Origin of the sequence: Anoxybacillus ayderensis (assembly GCF_013761015.1) — a bacterium.
GTDB classification, from domain to species: Bacteria; Bacillota; Bacilli; order Bacillales; family Anoxybacillaceae; genus Anoxybacillus; species Anoxybacillus ayderensis.
The window spans coordinates 49,612-71,332 of sequence record NZ_JACDUV010000008.1; the positions used below are offsets into that span (position 1 = coordinate 49,612).

Annotated in this window: 24 protein-coding genes; 15 read left to right on the forward strand and 9 right to left on the reverse strand. The window is 37.8% G+C overall.

Annotated features, from left to right (window positions below):
* The first annotated feature begins 99 nt into the window (after nucleotides 1-99).
* Together HNR63_RS11755 and HNR63_RS11760 are read left to right on the forward strand one after the other, a co-directional pair.
* The gene (locus HNR63_RS11755; protein ID WP_181520822.1) at nucleotides 100-1,608 is read left to right on the forward strand and encodes an HD domain-containing phosphohydrolase; all 1,509 of its coding nucleotides are present in this window, start codon (nucleotides 100-102) and stop codon (nucleotides 1,606-1,608) included.
* A gap of 64 nt (nucleotides 1,609-1,672) precedes the next feature.
* Complete coding sequence (locus HNR63_RS11760; protein ID WP_343047751.1) at nucleotides 1,673-2,359, forward strand: hypothetical protein; 687 nt, start codon at nucleotides 1,673-1,675, stop codon at nucleotides 2,357-2,359.
* A 38-nt stretch (nucleotides 2,360-2,397) separates the two neighbouring features.
* Here the strand turns inward: HNR63_RS11760 and HNR63_RS11765 are convergent, their stop codons facing one another.
* The 4 genes from HNR63_RS11765 to HNR63_RS11780 all read right to left on the reverse strand — a co-directional run bounded on the left by HNR63_RS11765 (nucleotide 2,398) and on the right by HNR63_RS11780 (nucleotide 5,631).
* A complete protein-coding gene (locus tag HNR63_RS11765; protein ID WP_181520823.1) occupies nucleotides 2,398-3,030 on the reverse strand; it encodes a PspA/IM30 family protein in 633 nt (210 codons plus the stop codon).
* 1 nt (nucleotide 3,031) lies between these two features.
* Nucleotides 3,032-3,514: a hypothetical protein gene (locus HNR63_RS11770; protein WP_181520824.1), complete on the reverse strand. Its 483-nt coding sequence runs from the start codon at nucleotides 3,512-3,514 to the stop codon at nucleotides 3,032-3,034.
* A gap of 85 nt (nucleotides 3,515-3,599) precedes the next feature.
* Nucleotides 3,600-4,970: a sensor histidine kinase gene (locus HNR63_RS11775; protein ID WP_181520825.1), complete on the reverse strand. Its 1,371-nt coding sequence runs from the start codon at nucleotides 4,968-4,970 to the stop codon at nucleotides 3,600-3,602.
* A complete protein-coding gene (locus tag HNR63_RS11780) occupies nucleotides 4,960-5,631 on the reverse strand; it encodes a response regulator transcription factor (RefSeq protein WP_181520895.1) in 672 nt (223 codons plus the stop codon). The genes HNR63_RS11775 and HNR63_RS11780 overlap by 11 nt, the downstream gene beginning before the upstream one ends.
* Before the next feature lie 171 nt (nucleotides 5,632-5,802).
* Between HNR63_RS11780 and HNR63_RS11785 the strand changes: the two genes are divergently transcribed.
* The 8 genes from HNR63_RS11785 to rlmD all read left to right on the forward strand — a co-directional run bounded on the left by HNR63_RS11785 (nucleotide 5,803) and on the right by rlmD (nucleotide 13,930).
* Nucleotides 5,803-7,002, forward strand: coding sequence for an FAD/NAD(P)-binding oxidoreductase (locus HNR63_RS11785; protein ID WP_085788647.1), 1,200 nt, complete (start codon nucleotides 5,803-5,805; stop codon nucleotides 7,000-7,002).
* A 12-nt stretch (nucleotides 7,003-7,014) separates the two neighbouring features.
* Nucleotides 7,015-7,539 (forward strand): hypothetical protein, encoded by a 525-nt coding sequence (locus tag HNR63_RS11790; protein WP_181520826.1) that lies wholly within the window; start codon nucleotides 7,015-7,017, stop codon nucleotides 7,537-7,539.
* Nucleotides 7,540-7,555: 16 nt separating this feature from the next.
* A complete protein-coding gene (locus tag HNR63_RS11795; RefSeq protein ID WP_181520827.1) occupies nucleotides 7,556-8,965 on the forward strand; it encodes an MBL fold metallo-hydrolase in 1,410 nt (469 codons plus the stop codon).
* Nucleotides 8,966-9,031: 66 nt separating this feature from the next.
* The gene (locus tag HNR63_RS11800; RefSeq protein WP_085788644.1) at nucleotides 9,032-10,051 is read left to right on the forward strand and encodes a PAS domain-containing sensor histidine kinase; all 1,020 of its coding nucleotides are present in this window, start codon (nucleotides 9,032-9,034) and stop codon (nucleotides 10,049-10,051) included.
* Nucleotides 10,032-10,664, forward strand: a complete 633-nt coding sequence (locus HNR63_RS11805; protein WP_181520828.1) for a response regulator — start codon at nucleotides 10,032-10,034, stop codon at nucleotides 10,662-10,664. Before HNR63_RS11800 ends, HNR63_RS11805 begins: the two co-directional genes overlap by 20 nt.
* 14 nt (nucleotides 10,665-10,678) lie before the next feature.
* Nucleotides 10,679-11,467, forward strand: coding sequence for a sulfite exporter TauE/SafE family protein (locus HNR63_RS11810; protein ID WP_181520829.1), 789 nt, complete (start codon nucleotides 10,679-10,681; stop codon nucleotides 11,465-11,467).
* Nucleotides 11,468-11,567: 100 nt separating this feature from the next.
* Nucleotides 11,568-12,494, forward strand: a complete 927-nt coding sequence (locus HNR63_RS11815; RefSeq protein ID WP_181520830.1) for a diacylglycerol kinase — start codon at nucleotides 11,568-11,570, stop codon at nucleotides 12,492-12,494.
* 65 nt (nucleotides 12,495-12,559) lie between these two features.
* Complete coding sequence (rlmD, locus tag HNR63_RS11820; RefSeq protein WP_181520831.1) at nucleotides 12,560-13,930, forward strand: 23S rRNA (uracil(1939)-C(5))-methyltransferase RlmD; 1,371 nt, start codon at nucleotides 12,560-12,562, stop codon at nucleotides 13,928-13,930.
* On the opposite strand, the gene HNR63_RS11825 is transcribed toward rlmD, so the two are convergent.
* Together HNR63_RS11825 and HNR63_RS11830 are read right to left on the reverse strand one after the other, a co-directional pair.
* On the reverse strand, nucleotides 13,840-15,402 hold the full coding sequence (locus HNR63_RS11825) for a recombinase family protein (protein ID WP_181520832.1): 1,563 nt from the start codon (nucleotides 15,400-15,402) through the stop codon (nucleotides 13,840-13,842). The two genes, rlmD and HNR63_RS11825, sit on opposite strands and share 91 nt — an antisense overlap.
* A complete protein-coding gene (locus tag HNR63_RS11830; RefSeq protein ID WP_181520833.1) occupies nucleotides 15,399-15,566 on the reverse strand; it encodes a hypothetical protein in 168 nt (55 codons plus the stop codon). Before HNR63_RS11830 ends, HNR63_RS11825 begins: the two co-directional genes overlap by 4 nt.
* Before the next feature lie 454 nt (nucleotides 15,567-16,020).
* Between HNR63_RS11830 and HNR63_RS11835 the strand changes: the two genes are divergently transcribed.
* From HNR63_RS11835 to HNR63_RS11845, 3 genes are all read left to right on the forward strand, one after another.
* A complete protein-coding gene (locus HNR63_RS11835; protein ID WP_181520834.1) occupies nucleotides 16,021-16,995 on the forward strand; it encodes a phage/plasmid replication domain-containing protein in 975 nt (324 codons plus the stop codon).
* 79 nt (nucleotides 16,996-17,074) lie between these two features.
* Nucleotides 17,075-17,299, forward strand: coding sequence for a hypothetical protein (locus tag HNR63_RS11840; protein WP_181520835.1), 225 nt, complete (start codon nucleotides 17,075-17,077; stop codon nucleotides 17,297-17,299).
* Between the two features lie 57 nt (nucleotides 17,300-17,356).
* Nucleotides 17,357-18,307, forward strand: a complete 951-nt coding sequence (locus HNR63_RS11845; RefSeq protein WP_181520836.1) for a DNA-methyltransferase — start codon at nucleotides 17,357-17,359, stop codon at nucleotides 18,305-18,307.
* Here the strand turns inward: HNR63_RS11845 and HNR63_RS11850 are convergent.
* Nucleotides 18,297-18,851, reverse strand: a complete 555-nt coding sequence (locus HNR63_RS11850; RefSeq protein ID WP_343047752.1) for a restriction endonuclease — start codon at nucleotides 18,849-18,851, stop codon at nucleotides 18,297-18,299. The two genes, HNR63_RS11845 and HNR63_RS11850, sit on opposite strands and share 11 nt — an antisense overlap.
* A gap of 589 nt (nucleotides 18,852-19,440) precedes the next feature.
* Between HNR63_RS11850 and HNR63_RS11860 the strand changes: the two genes are divergently transcribed.
* Nucleotides 19,441-19,818 carry a hypothetical protein gene (locus HNR63_RS11860; RefSeq protein ID WP_181520838.1) on the forward strand — a complete coding sequence of 126 codons (378 nt, stop codon included), beginning with the start codon at nucleotides 19,441-19,443 and terminating at the stop codon, nucleotides 19,816-19,818.
* Between the two features lie 254 nt (nucleotides 19,819-20,072).
* A complete protein-coding gene (locus tag HNR63_RS11865; protein WP_181520839.1) occupies nucleotides 20,073-20,288 on the forward strand; it encodes a hypothetical protein in 216 nt (71 codons plus the stop codon).
* A 99-nt stretch (nucleotides 20,289-20,387) separates the two neighbouring features.
* On the opposite strand, the gene HNR63_RS11870 is transcribed toward HNR63_RS11865, so the two are convergent.
* On the reverse strand, nucleotides 20,388-20,894 hold the full coding sequence (locus tag HNR63_RS11870; RefSeq protein ID WP_181520840.1) for a hypothetical protein: 507 nt from the start codon (nucleotides 20,892-20,894) through the stop codon (nucleotides 20,388-20,390).
* Between the two features lie 134 nt (nucleotides 20,895-21,028).
* Entirely contained in the window at nucleotides 21,029-21,640 is a 612-nt protein-coding gene (locus HNR63_RS11875; RefSeq protein WP_181520841.1) for a hypothetical protein, read from the reverse strand.
* Between the last annotated feature and the right edge of the window lie 81 nt (nucleotides 21,641-21,721).

Here is a 21,721-nt window from a genome sequence, read left to right on the forward strand (position 1 = left end):
TTTTTCAGAATTTTTATGAATGATATGTAAAGAAAAGGATCGTATCGGATTTTTTTCATTCTTGTTATAATGAAAAAAGAATAGGGAGGAGGGACGGGTGTGCACGTATATGAAGAAACGTTAAAGAAATTGTTTATAAACTATACGATTGGCTCGGTTTTAGCCGTTGTCGGTGTCGGTAGTACGCTAATGGTCATGGCGCTGCATATTCGGCAAGTGGATTTAATGATGTTGTTATTTATTCAATTTTTTTCATTTTGCATCATGTTATTTATTGAATATCGCGCCTTTCAAAAAGATATTGATCCGATTCGGCGTATTTTTTATGACAACAATATAACGGAACAACAGTTTTATTGGGCGCTTGTTCAGGCGAAGCGCTTTCCGCTTCTTACAGTGAGACGTATTGCGCTTCCACACTTTTTAGGGCTTTCTATTCCGGCCATTGCGTTGACGCTTTCGCTTATTTTCATAGATGTGTTGCGCATTCCATATATGTATGTTGTTTATGCTTTGTTTGGCGCGTTGCTTATCGCGATGCTTCATGCGATGATTGAGTTTTTTTTAACGCTACGCACGATGCGACCGCTTATTCGCGAGATGATGCAAATCGGGAGAATGCACGGGTTTCATGAAACGATCCGAGCAACGAATGTCGTATATGTGCCGATGAAAATAAAAATAGGGTTAAGTGTGTTATTCATTGGTATTTTCCCAGTTTTATTATTTGTGTTAGCGACGGAAGTGAAGTTGTTTGCTGAGGGGAAAAATACGTTTTCAGGCTACTGGACGTGGACGATTGTTGTTTTAGTCATTTCTGTTTTGTTTTCTTTATTTGCGGCTCGTGTGTTGTCGGAAGATGTGGAACGAAGCATTGAAGATTTGCTTCAATATATGAACCGCGTGCAAAGAAAAGAGTATGAACTGATGTGCGACAACGTATATATTGATGAATTTTCCGAGCTTACAAACGGCTTTAACCATATGGTCGATGCGATTGTTGAACGAGATGAAAAAAATAAGCAATTATTAAATAGCTTTATTTCGGTCATGACGAAAGCGCTCGATGCGCGCGATGAATATACAGCTGGTCACTCGCAGCGTGTTGCAGTATATGCTGTAGAAATTGGTAAGCGTCTAGGAATGACAAATGAACAACTTGCGCGTTTATATCGTTCTGCGATTTTGCATGATATCGGCAAAATCGGTATCCCTGATCACATTTTATTGAAAGACGGAAAATTAACAGATGAGGAATTTGCATGGATTAAGAAACACCCGGTGCTCGGTGAAAACATTATTCGCCAAGTGCAGCCAATTGAGGAAGTAAAAGATTTGCTTCCAGGCATTCGATCACATCATGAACGGATCGATGGAAAAGGATATCCTGATGGCTTAAAAGGGGAAGACATTCCGCTATTTGGTCGCATCATTGCGGTTGCTGATGCGTTTGATGCGATGACGTCTGATCGTCCATATCGAAAAGGAATGCATATAGAAAAAGCCGTTTCGATTTTGTTAGAAGGTCGTGGAACACAATGGGATGCCCAAATGGTCGATTGTTTTATTTCTTTTTTAAAGGAGAGAGAACAAGAAAAAGTGAGTTAGATGCCAACGACGGCATCTATTTTTCTAAGTAAGTGATATACTAAAAGAAAAAGGATGTGAGATCGTGAAACGGCTCATTATTAGCTTTATTATTTTGCTTGCAGGATGCGCGAATGAGCAAGATACATCGAACGTGAAACAGTTAGAACAAACGATTGAAAAACAACAATCGGCCATTGAACAACTGCAAGAAAAAAATAAACAGCTTCAAAAAGAAAACGAGCAATTAAAAACCGAGGAAAAGCAAATTTCTTCTTCTCTTTTATCTGTTGCGTTAGATGTTGTGACCGCGTTAAAAAATAAAGATATGAATACGCTTGCTTCTTATGTCCATTCGACAGCTGGGGTACGGTTTAGTCCATATGGACATGTCGATGTTCAAAATGATTTGCAGTTTTCTGCTTCTCAGCTTCCTTCCCTTTGGGCTTCAATGCAAGTATATCAATGGGGAGTATATGACGGTTCAGGCGATCCTATTCAATTCACGTTTCAAGACTATTTTGATCGTTTCGTCTATGATGTAGATTTTGCGAATCCACATATGATCGGAAATAATGTTGTTGTTGGGACAGGAAATATGATCAACAACATTCAACAAGCGTATCCGAACGGCTCATTTATTGAATTTCATTTTACAGGGTTTGACCCTCAATATAGTGGGATGGACTGGCGAAGTTTGCGCCTTGTTTTTGAACAAGAAAACGGTCAGTGGAAACTTGTTGGAATTATTCATGATGAATGGACGACATAACATATACAAAAGGTGCCCGGATAGGGACACCTTTTGTATTATTCGCCTTTTAATTGCTTTAGTTGTTGCTCGACTTCTATATCAAATGATTGAGGGGGCATCGTTTGAATGACAGAGCGAGCTTTTGCTTCTGCTTCAAGCAACATTACTTTTTCTTCCATACGCGCAAAACCTTTTATGACATGATCGTAATGAAAAGACGTCATCGCTTCGTCCATTTGTTTCATCGTCTCTGCGACATAAAAGCGCGTCATTAACTGCATTTGTTTTAGCTTTAATTGCTCATATGTTTCGTACAGTTGCTTCACTTTTTCTGTTAAAACAGTTGTTTTTTCTTTTAATGTATTGTATTGTTGCGTATATAACTCTAATTTTTTTTCATAAGCGATTTTTTCTTGAAGAGCCATTTTTGCGATCGGCTCTTCATTTTTTTCAACGGCTAATTTTGCTTGACGAGCACGTTTTTCAATCATTTCTTTCGCATCTGCGATCAAACGTTCATATTTTTGTTCGAACACGAATTGCTGTGCCAATGCTTGTTGTGCTTTTTCTAGCTGTTCTTCTAGTTCGCGAATGTATTGTTTCGTCATGCGAATTGGATCTTCGCATTTGTCAATGATGTCATGTAAGTCGGCAAGGACGACATGTTTGACGCGTTTAAAAATGCCCATCTTATTTTTCCTCCTTGTTTATTGTTTTTTCCCATTCATCTAAAAAGCTATGGTTTTGAATAGGTGAAACGAACGGTTCAAATGCAGGCGCTCGTTTCGTTTTGCTTCTAAACAACACGTAAGCTGCAACAATAGCTACGATAGCAAGCAACGCTTTCGGTAAAAGACCAACGAGCCCGATCGCCATGAGCGCCCCGCCAATCCATTTTCCGCCGCTTTTTGTCGTTTTCCACACGATCCATCCGATGATGACTAATGTCAACTGAATAAGGAAAGGAATCCATCCGAACATTGGCATGCCGTGTGGTCGCATCATTTGTGGACCGTGGTGGCCAAATGCGCGATGATGTTTCCCCATTCCCATCATGTGCTCTGCCGGCATTCGTCCGCTCCAACCGATGTGAATGAAATAAGTAGCGACGTGTGCGAATACGGTGACAACAACTAGTCCACCTAGCAAAAAGAAAAGGGTTCGTTTTTTCACATCACTCACCTCCTTTGTTATTTACAATTTGAATTGTACAAGCGAAAAGAGAAAATTAGGTGAAAAAGAAAAAAACGTGCAACATTTATGCACGTTCATTCGGAAAAGTGAGAGTAAATGTTGTTCCTTTCCCCACGTCGCTTTCAACTTGAATGTGTCCGTTATGTGCTTCAACAATCCATTTTGCGATGGAAAGTCCAAGACCGTGGCCGCCAATTTGCCGTGTTCGCGCTTTGTCTGCACGGTAAAAGCGATCAAAAATATGAGGAAGATGTTCAGGTGCAATGCCAATCCCTGTGTCAGAAACAGAAATTTCTACAACTTTTCGTTGTTTCGTCACATGTTGTTTGAGAGAAAGGGAAACTGTGCCACCTTCAGGAGTATATTTGATGGCATTATCAAGTAAAATGTACAACAGCTGGGTACATTTATCTTCATCCCCGACGAATTCAATTTGTTCAGACGCATGAAACTGAAGTGTAATTTTCTTTTTGTTTGCAAGCTCTTGTAACGACTGCAACGTATGTTGGGCACATGCCCGCAAATCAAACGGTTTTTTTTCGATTTGGAGCTTTGCGTCGTCTGTTCGTGCAAGGGTGAGAAGGTCATTAATAAGTTTAGTCATTCGTTTTGTCTCATCCCCTAGACGTTCAATCGTTTTTCGACTAAATGCATCGGACGTTAACGACATATCCATTTTTAATGCTTCTACAGAAGAAAAAATGACGCTAAGTGGCGTCCGCAGTTCATGAGAAGCATCGGCGACAAATTGACGTTGGCGATTGTATGCGTCTTGAATTGGAACGAGCGCACGTTTAGACATGAAATAACTAAAAGCAACAGCGACTGCGATAAATAACACGCCGAGGCTGAGTAAAATGAATGTTGACCATTTGAGCAAACGAAACATGCTTGTCACATCCATACCGACATATAACACGCCGACGAGTTGTCGATCGACAATTAAGGGACGAGCGACAGTTAATATTTTTAATTCATCGGCACGAAATCGTTTCAATTCGTGTCGATGATGAGGGATATGAATATCTACATATCTTAATTCATTTTTTTCTGGCGTCCACGGCTGAAGGGTAGAGAGGAGAAGCGGTCGCAATCCTTCATTCACTTCATCCCCCATCATTAACCGTCCGCGCGCATCCATGACGTAAAAAAACAGTTGGTCTTCACTTAAAAAAATGACATTTTGATCTGTTGGCCAACCGATGAACGGCTGCTCTGTAAGCAAGGTTTGAATCGTTTGTCCTTCTTGTTCGGCGAGCATACGAATGCGTCGCTCTTGGTCATTTGTCATGACGGTATGAATAAGGAAAGAAACAACCGCAATGAAAATGGCCAAAAACGCGATAAGAATCCCGCTGTATGTGGCAGTTAAGCGCCATTGTGTGCGGCGAAACATATCGGAATGATTGAAAAAAGAACGAATGTTATTTTTCAATGGTATATCCCACCCCGCGCACCGTTTTAATGAGCTGTTGTTGTTCATCACCAATTTTTTTACGCAACAACTTGACTGTTGCATCAATCGTCTTCATCGAGACGTCTGCATCATAACCCCAAATACGATCAAGAATAATGTCGCGCGTTAACACCCGACCTTTGTTTTGCAGTAATAAATCGAGTAGTTGAAATTCACGTGGAGTTAATATCATTTGTTCTCCGTTTTTCGTTAACGTATGGGTTGTACGATTGACTTCAAACGCTCCCCAGCGGACAATTTCTTCTTGAATCGGTGCAAATGTGCGCCGCGATAACGCTTTAAGGCGTGCCATGAGCTCATCGATTTCAAACGGCTTCACTAAGTAATCATCTGCTCCGGCTTCTAACCCTTCGACGCGGTCTTGTACCGCATCTTTCGCTGTTAACATTAAAATGGCTCCATGATAGCCATGTTTTCTTAAACGTTGACATACGCTAACGCCATCACCGTTTGGTAACATCCAATCTAAAATAATAACATCATAAAACGAAGCGAGTGCATAATCGTAAGCCTCTTCTCCTTCTTGTACCCAATCAACATGTTCGACACCTTTTTTCTTCAACAAATGGACGGTCAGTTCACCTAAATATACATCATCTTCTGCGAGCAACACTTTCATTCTTCTCACCTTTTTTTCTTTCATCATACCAAATCCCGATGAAAAACAGGTGAAAACAATATACAAAAGATAAGGGAAATCCCCTATGGGTATATAGGTTAACAACATATACAATGTAATTAAGTTAAGAAAACAAAATTGAAAGCGGATACAAAAAAGGAGCGATGAACGATGGCGAACGTCTACGATGTGAAAGTAGCAATTGTTGGAGCTGGCTCAGCAGGCATTTCGATTGCAGCACGGTTATTAAGAAAAAATCGTCAATTGCGTGGACAGGTGTTGCTGATTGATCCATCAGATAAACATTATTATCAACCGCTTTGGACGCTCGTAGGGGGCGGTGCAGCTAAAGTAGAAGACTCCGTTCGCGAGCAAGCTACACTTATTCCAGATGGAGCGAAATGGCTAAAAGAAGCGGTCGATACGTTTTCACCAGAAAACAATACATTAAAAACGAAAGAAGGGTCAACGGTTCGTTACGACTATTTAGTTGTAGCGGCAGGTGTCGAAATTTATTGGGATCAAATTAAAGGGTTGAAAGAAACGATCGGCAAAAACGGTGTTTGCAGCAACTATTCATACGACTACGTGCAAAGCACGTGGGAAAACATTCGCAACTTCCGCGGAGGTACAGCCATTTTCACACAACCAAGCACACAAGTAAAATGCGGTGGTGCACCACAAAAAATTATGTATTTAGCAGACGACTATTTCCGTCAATCTGGTGTTCGCGAACAAACAAACATCATCTTTGCTTCAGGATTACCAAACATTTTCGCTGTCAAAAAATATGCCGATACGCTTGAACAAGTCATTCAACGAAAAAACATCGAAACGAAATATCGTGTCGAGCTAGTTGAAATTGACGGAAAAGCGAAAAAAGCGACATTTGAACATCTCGATACGAACGAACGCTTTACGTTAAGTTTCGATATGATTCACGTGACACCACCGATGGGACCACCAGCTTTTATTAAGAATAGTCCATTAGCGGATGCGGCCGGATGGGTCGATGTTGATCCGTATACGTTGCAACATAAAACGTATGAAAATGTATTTGGGGCAGGTGACTGCACAAATTTACCAACATCTAAAACAGGGGCAGCGATTCGAAAACAAGCACCAGTCGTGGCAGAAAATTTACTCGCACTTATGAACGAAAAACCGTTAAAAGCTCGTTACGATGGCTATACATCATGTCCACTCGTAACCGGTTATAATAAGCTCGTTTTAGCTGAGTTTGATTATGAAAAAAATCCACAAGAAACGTTCCCATTCGATCAATCAAAAGAACGAATGAGCATGTATGTCATGAAACGAAACGTACTACCGATCGTCTACTGGAACGGAATGTTAAAAGGACTTATGTAGAGGGGGGAGAACATGTTGCAATTAATTGAAAACGATGAACAACAAGAGGCACTCCGTTATTTTATTGAAAAACTCCCACAACTAAAACAAACAATGGAATCGCTAGAAGAAAAAGTCGCATTTGTTCAACATGTACTAAATGATAAACAATCGCTTGAAGCGATGTTTACGGAATGGGAGGAAAAAGCTGCGCCATTTCGACTGACACCGGAACACCTTGAAGCGCTTGCGACGCTCGTTCAGCTGCTGCCAACGCTTGTCCAATGGCTACAAAAAGCAGAACAGTTCATTTTATTTGTGACAAGCGTGATCAATGATCGTGAGTCGATGGCGTATGCGATACAAGGGGCAAAAGATATCGTCCCAATTGAAAAAGGATTAACAATTTTAAAAGAAACAAACGAACGCTTTCAACGCGAACGCGATTCGTCTGCCGTATCACTATTACGTATGTACCGTTTGTTAAAACACCCACTCATTCAAGATGGGGTGAAATATATAGAAACGCTACTTGATGTAGCAAGCAAACATAAATAAATTGGAGGGGATGTATATGTTATTTCGTTCATTTTTCGATGAGCAATTAGCGCACATGTCTTATTTAGTTGGATGCCAACGCACAGGGGAAGCAATCGTGATCGATCCAGGTCGCAATGTCGACTGGTACATCGACACAGCGAAAAAAGAAGGATTGCAAATTGTCGCCGCAACAGAAACGCACATTCATGCAGACTTCGTTTCAGGTGCAAAAGAACTAGCAAAACGTTGTGGCGCAAAGCTGTATTTATCTGATGAAGGAGATGCGAATTGGAAATATCAATATTTGGATGAAGTCAATTACGAACTTGTGAAAGAAGGAAGCGTTTTTACTATTGGAAATGTCGAGTTTCAAGTGCTTCATACACCAGGACATACGCCAGAACACATTTCCTTGATCTTAACGGATAAAGGTGGCGGTTCAACAGAGCCGATGGGTATTTTCACAGGCGACTTCGTTTTCGTTGGTGACATCGGTCGCCCAGACTTACTTGAAAAGGCAGCAGGAGTGGCTGGCACGGCAGACGTTGGCGCACGACAAATGTTCCAATCGCTGAAAAAATTTAAAGCGCTCCCAGATTATTTACAAGTATGGCCAGCACATGGGGCGGGAAGCGCATGCGGCAAAGCGCTTGGTGCAGTTCCAGTTTCAACGGTTGGATATGAAAAGTTAAACAACTGGGCATTAAAAATTGAAGATGAAGAAGAGTTTGTGAAACTATTGCTTACAGGGCAACCAGAGCCGCCAAAATATTTTGCGATGATGAAAAAAGTGAACAAAATCGGTCCAGCGTATGTAAATGAAGATGAAGTGCCAGCGTTGCAAACGCGTGAGCAGCTCGACGAGTATAAAGCAAACGGAGCGTTTATTTTAGATGTTCGTCCGTCTCAACAATTTGCGAATGAACATTATGTAGGATCAATAAACATTCCGTTTAACAAATCATTCACAAATTGGGCAGGTTGGTTAATCAACTATGACCAAGATATCGTAATCATCGCAAATAAAGAAGATGTACAACCGATTCGCAAAGCGCTTGCTTATATTGGATTGGATCGTGTCGTTGCTTACGTAGAGCCATCCGTTGCATTAAACGGTGAGGTTGAAAGCTACGAAGAAATTGATGTACATCAGTTGCAACAATATATAAAAGACGATCGTTATCATCTCATTGACGTACGGAATCAAGCAGAATGGGACGAAGGGTATATTGAAGGTGCACAACATATTATGCTTGGCACACTTGCCGATCGTTTACATGAGATTCCAGAAGGAAAAACATATATTGTTCAATGCCGTTCAGGTGCGCGCTCAGCCATTGGCGCAAGCATTTTACAAGCAAAAGGATTCAAACAAGTACTCAACTTAAAAGGCGGATATTTAGCGTGGACGAGAGAAAAGCTTCCTGTTGTGAAACAATCATAAGGGCTGACGATGTCAGTCCTTTCTTTTCATCTTTCTCCTCTCCTATAATGGAAGAGAGGTGAGAATATGCAATTTTTAGATAAAATTTTTGCATACATTCAAGATGGGATTATTGTCATGAATCATGAACGAACGATTGTAGAAATGAATCCAGCTGCTAAACGACTTACAGGCTGGAAACTAGGTGAGAAAGTGCCGTATTGCTCGTTTTGTCAACAGCGCAATGTACGTGAAGGACAAGAGCGATGTTATTTAATCTCAACGGAAGAAGTACCGTATTTTTTATCCGAAATGCCGACGTATCATGGACAGTTCATTGATGTAGAAATGAGCACAGCGCTCATCCTCGAACAAGATGATGCGAAATATTATTTGCTTGTTTTGCGCGATCAAACGGCAAAGAGAAAAGAAGAGGAAGCACGTCGTTCAAAGTGGATGGTGAAAAAACTAACCGAAGCAAAGGAAGAGGAACATAAACGTTTAGCGCAAGAATTGCATGACGGTGTCGGACAGTCGCTCTACAGCATTTCCATCGCGTTAGATAATATTATTCAACGCGTGCAAGACGAAAAGCTCCATGCATACGTCAAAGAAGTGCGCGAAGAACTTGGGCGCGTCATGGAAGATGTAAAACTATATGCTCAACAACTTCGCCCAAAAAGTTTAGATGCGCTCGGGCTTATTCCAACGATTCAATCGCTTATTCAGTCCCTTCAATCGAAAATGCCAAATACGTTATTTTCATTTCAAACAAACGTATATACACGTTTGTCACCAACGATGGAAATTAACTTGTATCGCATCATTCAAGAGGCGTTACATAACGTGATGAAATATGCAAAGGCAACAGAAGTGCGTATTTCGATTGAACAGACGGAACGGGAATTACTTGTATCTGTTGTAGATAACGGTGTTGGTTTCCACGTTGAAGAAAAGCGTGAAGGGCTCGGCTTAAAACATATTCAAGAACGTGTTTTTCATCTCGGGGGAGAAACGACTATTACATCAGCACCAATGAAAGGAACAACGATTTTTGTGCGCGTGCCGTTAGAGGAGGGCGGAGAGGATGAAAGTGTTAATCGTTGACGATCATGATTTAATTCGAAAAGGTATTCGCCTCCTTCTTGAAGGATTTTCGGATGTGGAAGTCGTCGGGGAGGCAAGCAACGGTTGCGATGCCATTACACTGGCATTAAAACATCGTCCAGATGTCATTTTGCTCGACCTTTCGATGCCGACAGGGCTTGACGGATTTACAACCGCCAAAACGATTATGGATGAATTAGAAGATGTGAAAATTATCGTTTTAACGATGCATGATGAAGAAATATATGTACAAAAAGCGATTCAATATAATATTCACGGTTACTTGTTAAAAAACAGCCAAACAAATGATTTGCACGAAGCATTGCAAGCAGTATATCACGGCAAGCGATTTTACCGTACCCATATTCCTGAGGAACGGCTTGAAAAAATGTTTGCGGAAAAAGAGCCGAAGTCACCACTTACTAATCGCGAACGTGAAATTGTTCGGTTAACCTTTTTAGGATATACGAACAACCAAATCGCAAACAAGTTAAAAATTAGTCCGAAAACGGTCGAAAATCATAAAACAAACATTATGCAAAAACTTGGCATTAAAGAAAAACATGAACTCATTCAATACGCCTTAAAAAATCATATTGCCGACTTAGTGTAAAGGGAGCGTTTGATATGGAATATACATTTTTCCATTTGCTTGTTCTTTTCTTTATTGGTGCCATCGGCTCGATTTTATCAGGTATGGTCGGCATCGGTGGCTCGGTCATTAAATATCCGATGCTTTTATACATTCCACCTCTCCTTGGCTTGACTGCTTTTACCGCGCAAGAAGTGTCCGCCATTAGTGCGGTGCAAGTATTTTTCTCGACACTTGCCGCTCTTGTCGTGTTTAAAAAAGGGGGATATGTATCGGGTCGGCTCGTTGGCTACATGGGAACAGCCATTGTCATTGGCAGCTTCATTGGTGGATACGGTTCAAAGTTTTTAGCCGATGAGACAATTAATGTTGTATATGCCATTTTAGCTTCGATTGCAGCCGTATTAATGTTTTTCCCAAAGCCAAAGAGGAGCGAACATGTCTCATCAGAGCAACTTGTATTTAACCGATTGTATGCGGTTATGTTATCTTTTATTGTTGGAATTGCTTCCGGTATCGTCGGAGCAGCAGGAGCGTTTATTATTGTACCGATTATGCTTGTCATTTTAAAAGTGCCAACGCGCATTGCGATTGGTTCATCGGTGGCCATTACGTTCATTTCATCGATCGGGGCGACGGTTGGAAAAGTGATGGGGGGGCATATGCTTCTCGTTCCATCGCTTGTGATGGTCATTGCTAGTTTACTAGCGGCGCCGATCGGGGCAAAATGGAGCCAAAAAATGAACACAAAAGTGCTCGAATACATTTTGCTTGTATTAATTGTAGCGACTGTGATAAAAATTTGGTATGAAATGTTTGCGTAAGCTGGCTCATTTGAGTCGGCTTTCTTTTGTTCGTTGCAACATCAATGAAAATTTGGTATGATGTTAAATAGTGGAAAAATAAAGAAATAGGATGATGAGGATGAAACGAGCACGTATTATTTATAACCCGACGTCAGGAAGGGAAATATTTAAAAAACATTTGCCTGATGTACTGATTCGACTTGAACAAGCAGGATATGAAACGTCATGTCATGCGACGACAGGGGCAGGGGATGCGACGGAGGCGGCAAGAAAAGCGGTAGAACGCGAATTTGATCTCGTCATTGCTGCAGGTGGAGATGGAACGATTAACGAAGTAGTAAACGGGCTAGCTGAGGCTTCGTATCGTCCAAACCTTGGCATTATTCCAGTCGGTACGACGAACGATTTTGCGCGTGCGATCGGCGTACCACGCTCGATTGAAGGAGCGTGTGATGTCATCGTAAACGGGGAAGCGGTGCCGATTGATATTGGCGCAGTTACGAACGAAGGGAAAACACATTATTTTATTAACATCGCAGGTGGTGGGCGCTTAACGGAATTAACGTACGAAGTGCCAAGCAAATTAAAAACGATGATTGGTCAACTTGCCTACTATTTGAAAGGAATTGAGATGCTCCCTTCGCTCCATCCTGTTCATGTAAAAATTGAGTACGACGGCAAAATGTTTGAAGGTGCTGTGATGCTTTTTCTCGTTTCGCTTACGAATTCTGTTGGCGGCTTTGAAAAATTAGCCCCAAATTCATCGTTAAATGACGGCATGTTCGATTTAATTATTTTAAAAGAAACGAACTTAGCAGAATTTATTAAAATCGCAACGCTCGCACTACGTGGGGAACATATTCACGATCCACACATCATTTATACGAAAGCAAACCGTGTAAAAGTGTATACGGAAGAAAACATGCAGCTCAATTTAGACGGCGAGTATGGCGGAATGCTTCCTGGGGAATTTGTCAACTTGTATCGTCATATGAACGTATTTGTTCCGAAAGAAAAGGCTGAACAAATGAGAACAGGGGAATAAACCTGTTCTTTTTTATTCGACTATGCTACAATCTTGACAGCAATTTTGCGGAAGGGGAAAGAAGCATGGAAGCACCAGTAACAAAAAACGAATATTACGATGTCATCTTTGAAGATTTAACGCACGACGGTGCAGGAGTAGCAAAAATTGATGGCTTTCCAATTTTCGTTCCAAACGGTTTACCGGGCGAAAAAGCGAAAGTGAAAGTTGTCAAAGTGAAAAAAGGGTACGGCTTTGGCCGTCTAATCGAGCTATATGAACAAAGCGAAGAGCGCATCGATGCGCCTTGTTCGATTTATAAACAATGCGGTGGATGTCAGCTTCAACATATTCGTTACGAAGGACAGCTAAAAGCGAAACATAAACATGTCAAAGAAGTGCTTGCTCGCATCGGGAAAATTGAACATGCGATCGTTCATCCTGTTCTTGGCATGAAAGACCCATGGCGATATCGCAACAAAGCGCAAGTGCCGGTCGGTGAGCGCGAAGGCGGTCTTGTGGCAGGCTTTTATAAAGAACGAAGCCATGACATTATTGATATGGACACCTGTTTAATCCAACAAGAAATGAACGATATTGTCGTTCAGACGGTTAAAGAAATTTGCGAGCAATACAACATTCCAGCCTATAATGAACAAACGCATAAAGGCGTTCTTCGACACATCATGGCGCGTTACGGGGCGACGACGAAAGAAGTGATGGTCGTGCTTATTACGCGCACAGAAGAGTTGCCTCATAAAAAGAAAATCATTGAAGCGATTATTGATCGTGTGCCGAATGTGAAATCGATTGTACAAAATATTAATCCGAAGCGAACAAATGTCATTATGGGAGAAGAAACGCGTGTGCTTTGGGGTTCTGAATATATTTATGATTATATCGGTGACATTCGTTTTGCCATTTCTGCCCGTTCGTTTTATCAGGTAAACCCTAAACAAACGAAAGTGTTATATGATCAGGCGATTGCATATGCGAACTTAACAGGCGAAGAAACGGTCATTGATGCTTATTGCGGCATCGGCACCATTTCTCTCTTTTTAGCGAAAAAAGCGAAAAAAGTGTACGGCGTTGAAGTCGTTCCAGAAGCGATTGCCGATGCTAAACGAAACGCTCAACTAAACGACATCACAAATGTAGAATTTGCGGTTGGGGAAGCAGAAGTCGTCATTCCGACATGGTACGAACAAGGAGTGAAAGCAGACTGTATCGTGGTCGACCCACCACGAAAAGGATGTGACGAATCGTTATTGCAAACAATTATCGCGATGAAGCCAAATCGCGTCGTATACGTCTCATGCAACCCAGCAACCCTCGCCCGTGACTTGCGTATGTTAGAAGACGGTGGCTACAAAACAATGGAAGTCCAACCTGTCGACATGTTCCCACATACGATGCATGTGGAGTGCTGTGCGTTGATAGAAAGAATCAAAGAGTAAGCAGATGGGTTCGAGAATCGATAAAAGATTCTCGGACTTCCATCTGCTTTTATTTCAATGCGGTCAATTAAGCTGTGAAGCATTTTAGGAGTAAGCTCTTTAAAAGATAAAAATTGTTCAAGATTTTTCTTTAATTCGGTAATAGCCAACATGTCATCTTGGCTTTTTAAAGACTCTTCAAGGATTTGTTTTGATTTTAGCAATTCATTTATTTCCTGATTTATAGAGCTGATATAATCATCAAATTCATGTTTAGGCATTTCTCCGTCAAAAAAGCTGTTATGTGCTTGTCTTTTTCTGTTTTTGAGTTTTTCGATTTTATTGTCGAGAGCCTTTATTTGTTTTTCATTTTGCTGTTTTTGTTTATTTAGTTGTGCTTCCAACTTACCGATAATACCTTCATTGTTCAAATTGGAGGCAAGATTTTGAATATCGTTTAAAATGGCTAAGATTAAGTCTGATTCTCTTATTAAGTGGTCGCTACAAGCCTTTATACCATGCTTATTATAGTTGCCACATACATAGCTCTTACAATTTTTTTTATAGTGCATTCCTCTACCGCAATCAGCACAATAAGCTGTATTAGTGAATAGATGCACTTCTGCTTGTGGTCTTGTACGTTTTCGGCTCTTAATAAGCTGTTGAACGGTCTCAAAGTCTTTTTTAGAAATAATTGCTTCATGTGTATTTGGTACGATAATGAAGTCTTTAGGGTCATTATATTTGCGATTTTTCACTGTAACACTTTTAGTTGTTGAACGTCCTTGCGCTAAGTCACCTGTATAATGTTGATTTTCCAGTATTATTCTTACAGATGAACCATGCCATTTATCACTACTATTTGATTTTCCTGCAAATTGAGCTGGAGTAGGGATACCTTCTTCGTATAACTCTCTTGCGATTCGGTCAAACCCTTTACCAGCTAAGTAATCTCTAAAAATTCTCCTTACAATATCTGGTGTTTCATCTTGTCGAACATATAGTTTTCCATCCTTTACTTCATATCCAAGAGGAGGTACTGACCCTTTAAATTCGCCTTTTTCAGCTTTAACTTTTAATGAATATTTAACACGGTTGCTTGTTCTTTGGGATTCCTCTTCATATAGCCAAGCATACAAACCGAATTTGTCCATATTTCCTATTGTTGTATCAATTGCACCATCTAATGTAATAATATGGATATTGTTTAAAATAGCCACGTCACGAATTTGATAAGATAGTCCTCCGTTTCGAGCAAGGCGGGATAATTCTTTTGAGAGAATAGCATCAAATTTTTTTGCTTTCGCATCTTCAATTAGCTTTTGCAATGCTTCCCTCTTCGAAATTGTTCCCGAATCAATATCCACGTAAAAGTCGTAAATATCCCAGCCCCTTTCCGTAACATATTGAATAAAACCTTCTTTTTGGGATACCAATGAGTTTTTCTGTTCTTCTTTCTTTGTAGAAACACGAATATAGATTGCACATCTCATACTAATACATTCCCTTCTTCATGAGATGTAGCAGTATCCACCTTAAACTTATTTTGATGGTAATAATCATCTATTAATCTGTCAACTTCCTTGCCAATTAAAGAAAAAATAATATCTTCAAAAGTAATGTTGCTATTATTATTAAAAATACGTTCAACTTCCACATCGTTCCCTCCTTGACGTTTTTTTTATCTATTTAGCAGTCTGCGTTTAAGTTTTAATTAAATGGATTTAAACCAAGTTTGGAGCTCCTATGGTTTTAAGTATATTGATATGCAATTTTTAGTTCTATAGCTTTCATGTTTGAGGGTGTTTTATGATAAATTAAAGCGTTAAAGTAAATAATTATAAAGAAGAGATCAGTTGAATTTTTTTAGCTGGTCTTTTTTATTGTCAAACATGGTTAGGCACAAATCGGGTTTTTAAATTTCCTCTATGAATCTATGATTTTCATTGAAGCTGTAAATGGCTCAAACGGAAACAATAAATATGTTCGGTTCGGGGAAAAAATACTCTTGAAAAACTCTATTAAAACCTTGATATAAAAGGATTCTTAACGTTCCCTACTACTGTTATAAAGAGAAAATAATCAAAAAATAAAGGAGGAGACACATAATTATGATACACACTGCAAAGTTTCAAGTAGTACTGAAAGATGATGAAATCGGATTTCTTAGTAGGAAGTTTAAAGAAAAAATAACTCTTTTAGGAAAGGTTATTGACAAAAATTTCAATGGAATATCTACTTCGTTTAAAAAATTTTTCAGTCTGTGGCGAATGGATGTATATGTGGATTTTATCAAGTTGATAGGAACCTCAGATATTAAAGAAAAGGATTTGGATAAAATTCAAATGAAACTTAATGAATATCTGTATTTTATCTTTGGAAGTAATGATAAAGAATTGACTCTCTTGAGACTGGATTTCAGATTTGATGCTGTTATACCAAACAAAAAACATCGGGAAATATTGCTGAAAATCTATAAAAAGACCGTAGAAAAGCATGGATTTAAGAAAAAGAATGACCATTATAAATCTACTATTTATTTTAATTCAAAGTCGGTAAAAGTCATGATTTACGATAAAGAAACTGAACGTGAAAAAAAGGGTGAGAAAATAGAAGACTATGAAAAAGATGTTTTGAGATTTGAAGTTAGTCTTCAAAATAGACATTTAAATTATATGAAAAGAACTTATGGCTTAGATAGGCAATTAGAAAATTATTTAACAAATGATTTTTGGACAAAGTATATGACAAAAAACATTTGTCCGATTTTTTTCACAGGAGACTACTATCCTATCGGTGTCTCGGAAAAAATCATAGAGAAGAGCAATATTAAAAAAGGCGACAAGAACAAATTAAGAGAGTTTATGTGTGATGTATCCCGTTATGGGTTTGATAGATTGAAAGACTTAAAGTTAGATTTCAAGGGTATTAAAAAGAAAAAGTATAGCAAGTATAAAATAGATAAGTTTACAAAAATGTTGGAAGACCTAAATATAAATCCAATTCCAATACCTAAGCACGATGGAGAAAAACTTGGGAAAGAGAAATGGATAAGTAATCCTTTTCCCATTAAAAATTTCAGTTAATTCCGCTATATCTTTATGTTTTAGCTTTTCTATAGTATGTTATCATTGTGAAAGTTAAGTAAATGTAAGGGGTGAGTAGATGAATAGAGAATACACTCTCACTGAGGCGGCAAAGAGATTGGCTGAGCTTAAAGGTAAAGAAAAGCCTTATACCAGACAATATATTCATAAATTGATTAGGGAAGGGAAACTAAATTATAGAGAAGTTGGTCAAGAAGGAACGTTTTATGTAACAACAGAAGAAGACCTTCAGTTATTGTTGAATACACCAATTAAAAAGGGAAGACCAAGAAAAAATAGTTGACAATTGTAAACCAATTTATTACTATCAACTTAGGTATTATTTTGAGGAGATGTAAATATGGATTTTAAAAATAAGATACTGAATGGCGATTGTATAGAAGTAATGAAGCAATTACCAGATAATTCAATTGCAGGTTGTATAACTGACCCACCTTATAATTATGAATTTATTGGTCGTAATTGGGATGTTGAAGAAATAAAGAGGAGAACAGAACGTGTTCAAAATTCAAATACGTTAGTAAAGAACATTCCTTATGGTAGTGGTTTAGCTGGGGGAGTAAGAAACGAAAGATGGTATAAAAAGAATCGTGAGAATATACTTGAGTATCAAAAATGGGTTGAAGATTGGGGGAGAGAACTGTACCGTATATTAAAACCTGGAGCTTTTGTATTTACTTTCAATAGCACAAGAACGATTGCTCATGTACAAGTGGGGCTTGAAAATGTTGGTTTTTATGCAAGGGACATTATTGTTTGGAGAAGGCATAGTGGAATTCCAAAAGGATTAAATGTAGCAAAAAAGTTGGAGAAAATGGGTGAAGAGAATCCAGAGCGTTGGGAAGGGTGGCATAGTGCTTTAAGAAACGAGTGGGAAGCCATCTCTGTTGTCCAAAAACCATTGGTGAATAATTACATTGAAACTCTCAAAAAATATAATGTAGGTTTATTTAAGGCAAAAACAGAAGAAGGCTTCCAGTCTAATATTATAGAAAATGTAAAAAGGGATAAAATTGAAGATTTTAATATACACGTTACCGTAAAACCATTAGAATTGATAAAAAAACTAATAGATTTATCTATTCCTCCAATAGATGGTAATGTTGTCATTGACCCTTTTATGGGTTCAGGAACTACAGCTTTAGCGGCCGCTGAACTTGGAATAGACTTTGTTGGTATAGAAATTGTTGATGAATACTGTAAAATTGCTACCCAAAGATTAGATAATCTTAAAAACAGGTTGAAAACTGAAGGTGAGCAACAGGATATTTTTTCTATACTTAACGATTAATCGCAAATTCGTTCCCGAAACTTTTGAATAATTGTACTATATTAACACCTGTTTGATTTTGAATGTAATCAAAAGTATCTTGTCCTGTGAGTATTTTCCAACCTCCCACTTCACAAGCCTTAATGGCGGCAGGTAGATTATCTTCTCTAAGAATTAAGAGGACAGGTCGATAACCTTCATCCCTTAATAATTTTCCATAGGTCTTAAATTTTTTTAATGTACCCGAATCTCCAGAACCAATTCTATATTTAGTATCAATTGCATCTGAACCTGCAACTAAATCACATGGTTCATCTGCATCATACCTTAGAGCATCCCCGTATTGGGGGTGTTTTTCTTTGAAGATTTCTGTAATGATAAGTTGCCATAGCATCCCTAACTCTCTTCCCCAATACTGTCTGTTTTCTCTTTTTAAATCAGGGGAAATCCCAAAAAGCTCCATCAAGATGTCATAATCATTATTTTCATCAGAATACGTTTTGGTAGAAAATGACTGATGATAGTTTGATAGTATTCTTTTTATTTTGTCTTCCAAAATACTCACTCCTTTTCTCCTATATATAATAGCATTAAATAAAGTTTGATTCATAACTTTATTAAAAGGATAAATTTGGAATATAAAAGGAAGTTTGTGTGATATTTTCTCCAATTTTGAGTATTTTAGGTTTGTTGCTGTGAATGGGGCAGATATGCTAAAAAGAAGAGTCAATAAATATACTATTTAATACTTCTGTATAGTAATGTCTGGTTGCCATACAAGGATTTAACGTTTTTTCCTAAATCTATACCTCTGCTCCAAAGGTTCTTTGTTATGCGGTTTTCCAGCTCCGACTGTGAACTAATGGATTTCATTGTTTTGCTTCTATTTTTTTAGACATATTATCTGCCATCAGTTTTCACTCCTTTATAGTTACAGTTACTTTACCCTAATACATTCGGTAGCCATCTTATTCTGCATAGCAAAATGGCAGAAAGTTATGTATAATAAATAAAAAATCTATTTTGCTTTTAAAGGCTTTGACTATTCGTGTCGTTATAAAAAAACGACTTTTATCGACTATAGTCAAAGCCTTTTTTCTGTTTTAGGAAACGGTAATTTGAATAAAAAATCTGTAATTGAAGGAGGTGATGGAATGACAAATGCAGGAGAAAGTGAATTGTCTTTTATGGATTTCCTTAAAAGATTGAAAAAAGAGGTAGAATTGCAACAGAAATGTGGTACAAGTTGGGGTAAGGAAATATCCTCCATAGGCTATTTAATTGCAACAAAATCCAAAAGCCTTTCTATATTTATGGACGTGGAAACTTCCGAAAAAACAATTAGTGATTTGATGCCTACACTTTCAAGAGAAAAAGTAACGGATGTAGCAAGAATGTTATATAAAACAGTTAAACAATTACATCATAATGCTACACTTCCAGAAGAAATTAGAGAATATGTACGACATAAAAAGCAAAATCAAAAACCCTTAACTTTTATTGGAAAATCAAAGCAAGATAAAAAGGGATGATATCAGATGTTTGAAAAAATAATTATACCAAAAAATGATGCAAGTCTTTGGCAGTGGGAGGGGACAAAAGTATCACATTTTGCATGTCATCGAGAGGTTTTAGAAGAGCTCATCTGTTCGTACAAAAATACGTTTTGGAGCACGGTTATCAAATTATTGATATGTATGTAGAGCAAGAATATATGAATTGTATTGTTAAATTATTGATAAAACCTCTACCAAAATAAATCAGAACCGAAGAAAGAGTGAATAATATGATGATAAAGGAAGAAGGACAAAGAATTACTTACTCTATGTTGGAAGCTCTCGCTGAAAAAATAGAAATTATCGATGGAAAATTAGAAGGTGCGGAGGAGTTTTTATTACTTTCTCTTTATGGATTGGGTATTCGTGAACTCCTACGGATATTGCCAGAGCCCTCCACAGAAATACTTATAGACTTATTAAAGGTGAATTCCAAAGATAAGTAAATCCTTAAAAACCATGTGCTTTCAAAAAAGAAAACATCTCTGCAGCGGAGATGTTTTCTTTTTAAAGAGTTGTACCAGTGTAGACGTTCTTATTAATAGTCAAATTTTATTCTCCATAGAAGAGTATTTTGAAATAAAATCCACAAATGCTTGAGCTATTAAATCTTGTATTTTTAAATGTGGAAATTGCCTTTCGCAAGTCGAAGTGAATTCTTGATAGATAGAATCATTTACTTTGATATTTTTATTCACGTATTTTGCTTTAGAATCGTATATTTTTTTATCAAGAATCAATAAGTTGCTCATTTCTTGATTCGATACAATGTTTTTTAGTATATCAAAGTTCCTTTTAATGAATAAAAGCTCCTCATTATAATCAGAAGTGTTTAATTCATCTTTTGAGCTATTTTCATCCCTCAAGAACTTAAAATATTTTTTTTCCCTTTTAATATACACATAGTCCCCTTTTTGCATTTCAGCAGAAAAGGTGCTTGAAGGCATATCAAGTAATTTTGCAATATCGGGCAACTGCATAGTTTCAAGCATTTTGTTTATTCTTTTGACACGTAAATCTGGATTCATTGATAAAAATTCATCTTTATTCAAATCAGTCGACTCCTTTACTAAAATAATTTTTTATAATTATAGTAGGATTACTGATTCTTTATTCAATGATTAGGTAGGACTCCCTTTATAAGAATGGGTGAAAACTTTCTTCATATTGCTTTTGTTGCCATTCTTCAAAATTTTAGATATGAATAATAGGGGGACTTTTTATATAATTCATCTAATAATAAGTCTCTCTCGACTTTATCACAAGAATCAATTTTTTCGACTGTTTTAAAAAAATCTTCTAATTTTGGGATTATATTTAAAGTACAACTTTCTTCGTTGCCATAATTCAAACCGAAATCCTCCTCATAAAGATAAAATATTGGTTCTTTAATTATCATAAAATGTTGTAATTTTAAAGCATTTTTTATTTTGCTATCGTCATCCTCATAAGAATGCCAATTCTCGAGCACCTCTAAGAAAAAACGAGTTGAAAAAAGTAGGGTAGGATAAAGACGAAAATCAATATAAAGTGGTTTTTTATAGAAGCATTCCTTGGATGAATACTGATATTGAACCTCATAGTTTAGTTCCATGCGTTTTAATGCTACAGCTGTTAAATATTCACAAGTTTTGTTGCCGAAACATGATTTGCATTTATATCTTCCGTTTTCCTCCTTTTCTGCGTCAAAAAGATTACAATAAGTACATTGAAGATGGAAATTTCCTTTATCAAATGCTTTTGTATAGACTTGTCTAAAAATTGGACCATGTAATAAAGGTGATTTTTTATATAACATTTTTTAACTCCCTCTTTTTAGGGATTAATATTTATTTCTTTTAGTTGAAATATTCATTTCGATTGAATTTTTTATGTGAAA

Bases quoted from the DNA above. Each gene is read 5' to 3' on its own strand.
- HNR63_RS11765 (WP_181520823.1), bottom strand. From the start codon at position 3,030: ATGGGCATTTTTAAACGCGTCAAACATGTCGTCCTTGCCGACTTACAT.
- HNR63_RS11780 (WP_181520895.1), bottom strand. From the start codon at position 5,631: ATGAAAGTGTTGCTCGCAGAAGATGATGTATATTTAGGTGAACTGACC.
- HNR63_RS11785 (WP_085788647.1), top strand. From the start codon at position 5,803: ATGGCGAACGTCTACGATGTGAAAGTAGCAATTGTTGGAGCTGGCTCA.
- HNR63_RS11790 (WP_181520826.1), top strand. From the start codon at position 7,015: ATGTTGCAATTAATTGAAAACGATGAACAACAAGAGGCACTCCGTTAT.
- HNR63_RS11795 (WP_181520827.1), top strand. From the start codon at position 7,556: ATGTTATTTCGTTCATTTTTCGATGAGCAATTAGCGCACATGTCTTAT.
- HNR63_RS11800 (WP_085788644.1), top strand. From the start codon at position 9,032: ATGCAATTTTTAGATAAAATTTTTGCATACATTCAAGATGGGATTATT.
- HNR63_RS11805 (WP_181520828.1), top strand. From the start codon at position 10,032: ATGAAAGTGTTAATCGTTGACGATCATGATTTAATTCGAAAAGGTATT.
- HNR63_RS11810 (WP_181520829.1), top strand. From the start codon at position 10,679: ATGGAATATACATTTTTCCATTTGCTTGTTCTTTTCTTTATTGGTGCC.
- HNR63_RS11815 (WP_181520830.1), top strand. From the start codon at position 11,568: ATGAAACGAGCACGTATTATTTATAACCCGACGTCAGGAAGGGAAATA.
- rlmD (WP_181520831.1), top strand. From the start codon at position 12,560: ATGGAAGCACCAGTAACAAAAAACGAATATTACGATGTCATCTTTGAA.
- HNR63_RS11825 (WP_181520832.1), bottom strand. From the start codon at position 15,402: ATGAGATGTGCAATCTATATTCGTGTTTCTACAAAGAAAGAAGAACAG.
- HNR63_RS11835 (WP_181520834.1), top strand. From the start codon at position 16,021: ATGATACACACTGCAAAGTTTCAAGTAGTACTGAAAGATGATGAAATC.
- HNR63_RS11840 (WP_181520835.1), top strand. From the start codon at position 17,075: ATGAATAGAGAATACACTCTCACTGAGGCGGCAAAGAGATTGGCTGAG.
- HNR63_RS11845 (WP_181520836.1), top strand. From the start codon at position 17,357: ATGGATTTTAAAAATAAGATACTGAATGGCGATTGTATAGAAGTAATG.
- HNR63_RS11860 (WP_181520838.1), top strand. From the start codon at position 19,441: ATGACAAATGCAGGAGAAAGTGAATTGTCTTTTATGGATTTCCTTAAA.
- HNR63_RS11865 (WP_181520839.1), top strand. From the start codon at position 20,073: ATGATGATAAAGGAAGAAGGACAAAGAATTACTTACTCTATGTTGGAA.
- HNR63_RS11875 (WP_181520841.1), bottom strand. From the start codon at position 21,640: ATGTTATATAAAAAATCACCTTTATTACATGGTCCAATTTTTAGACAA.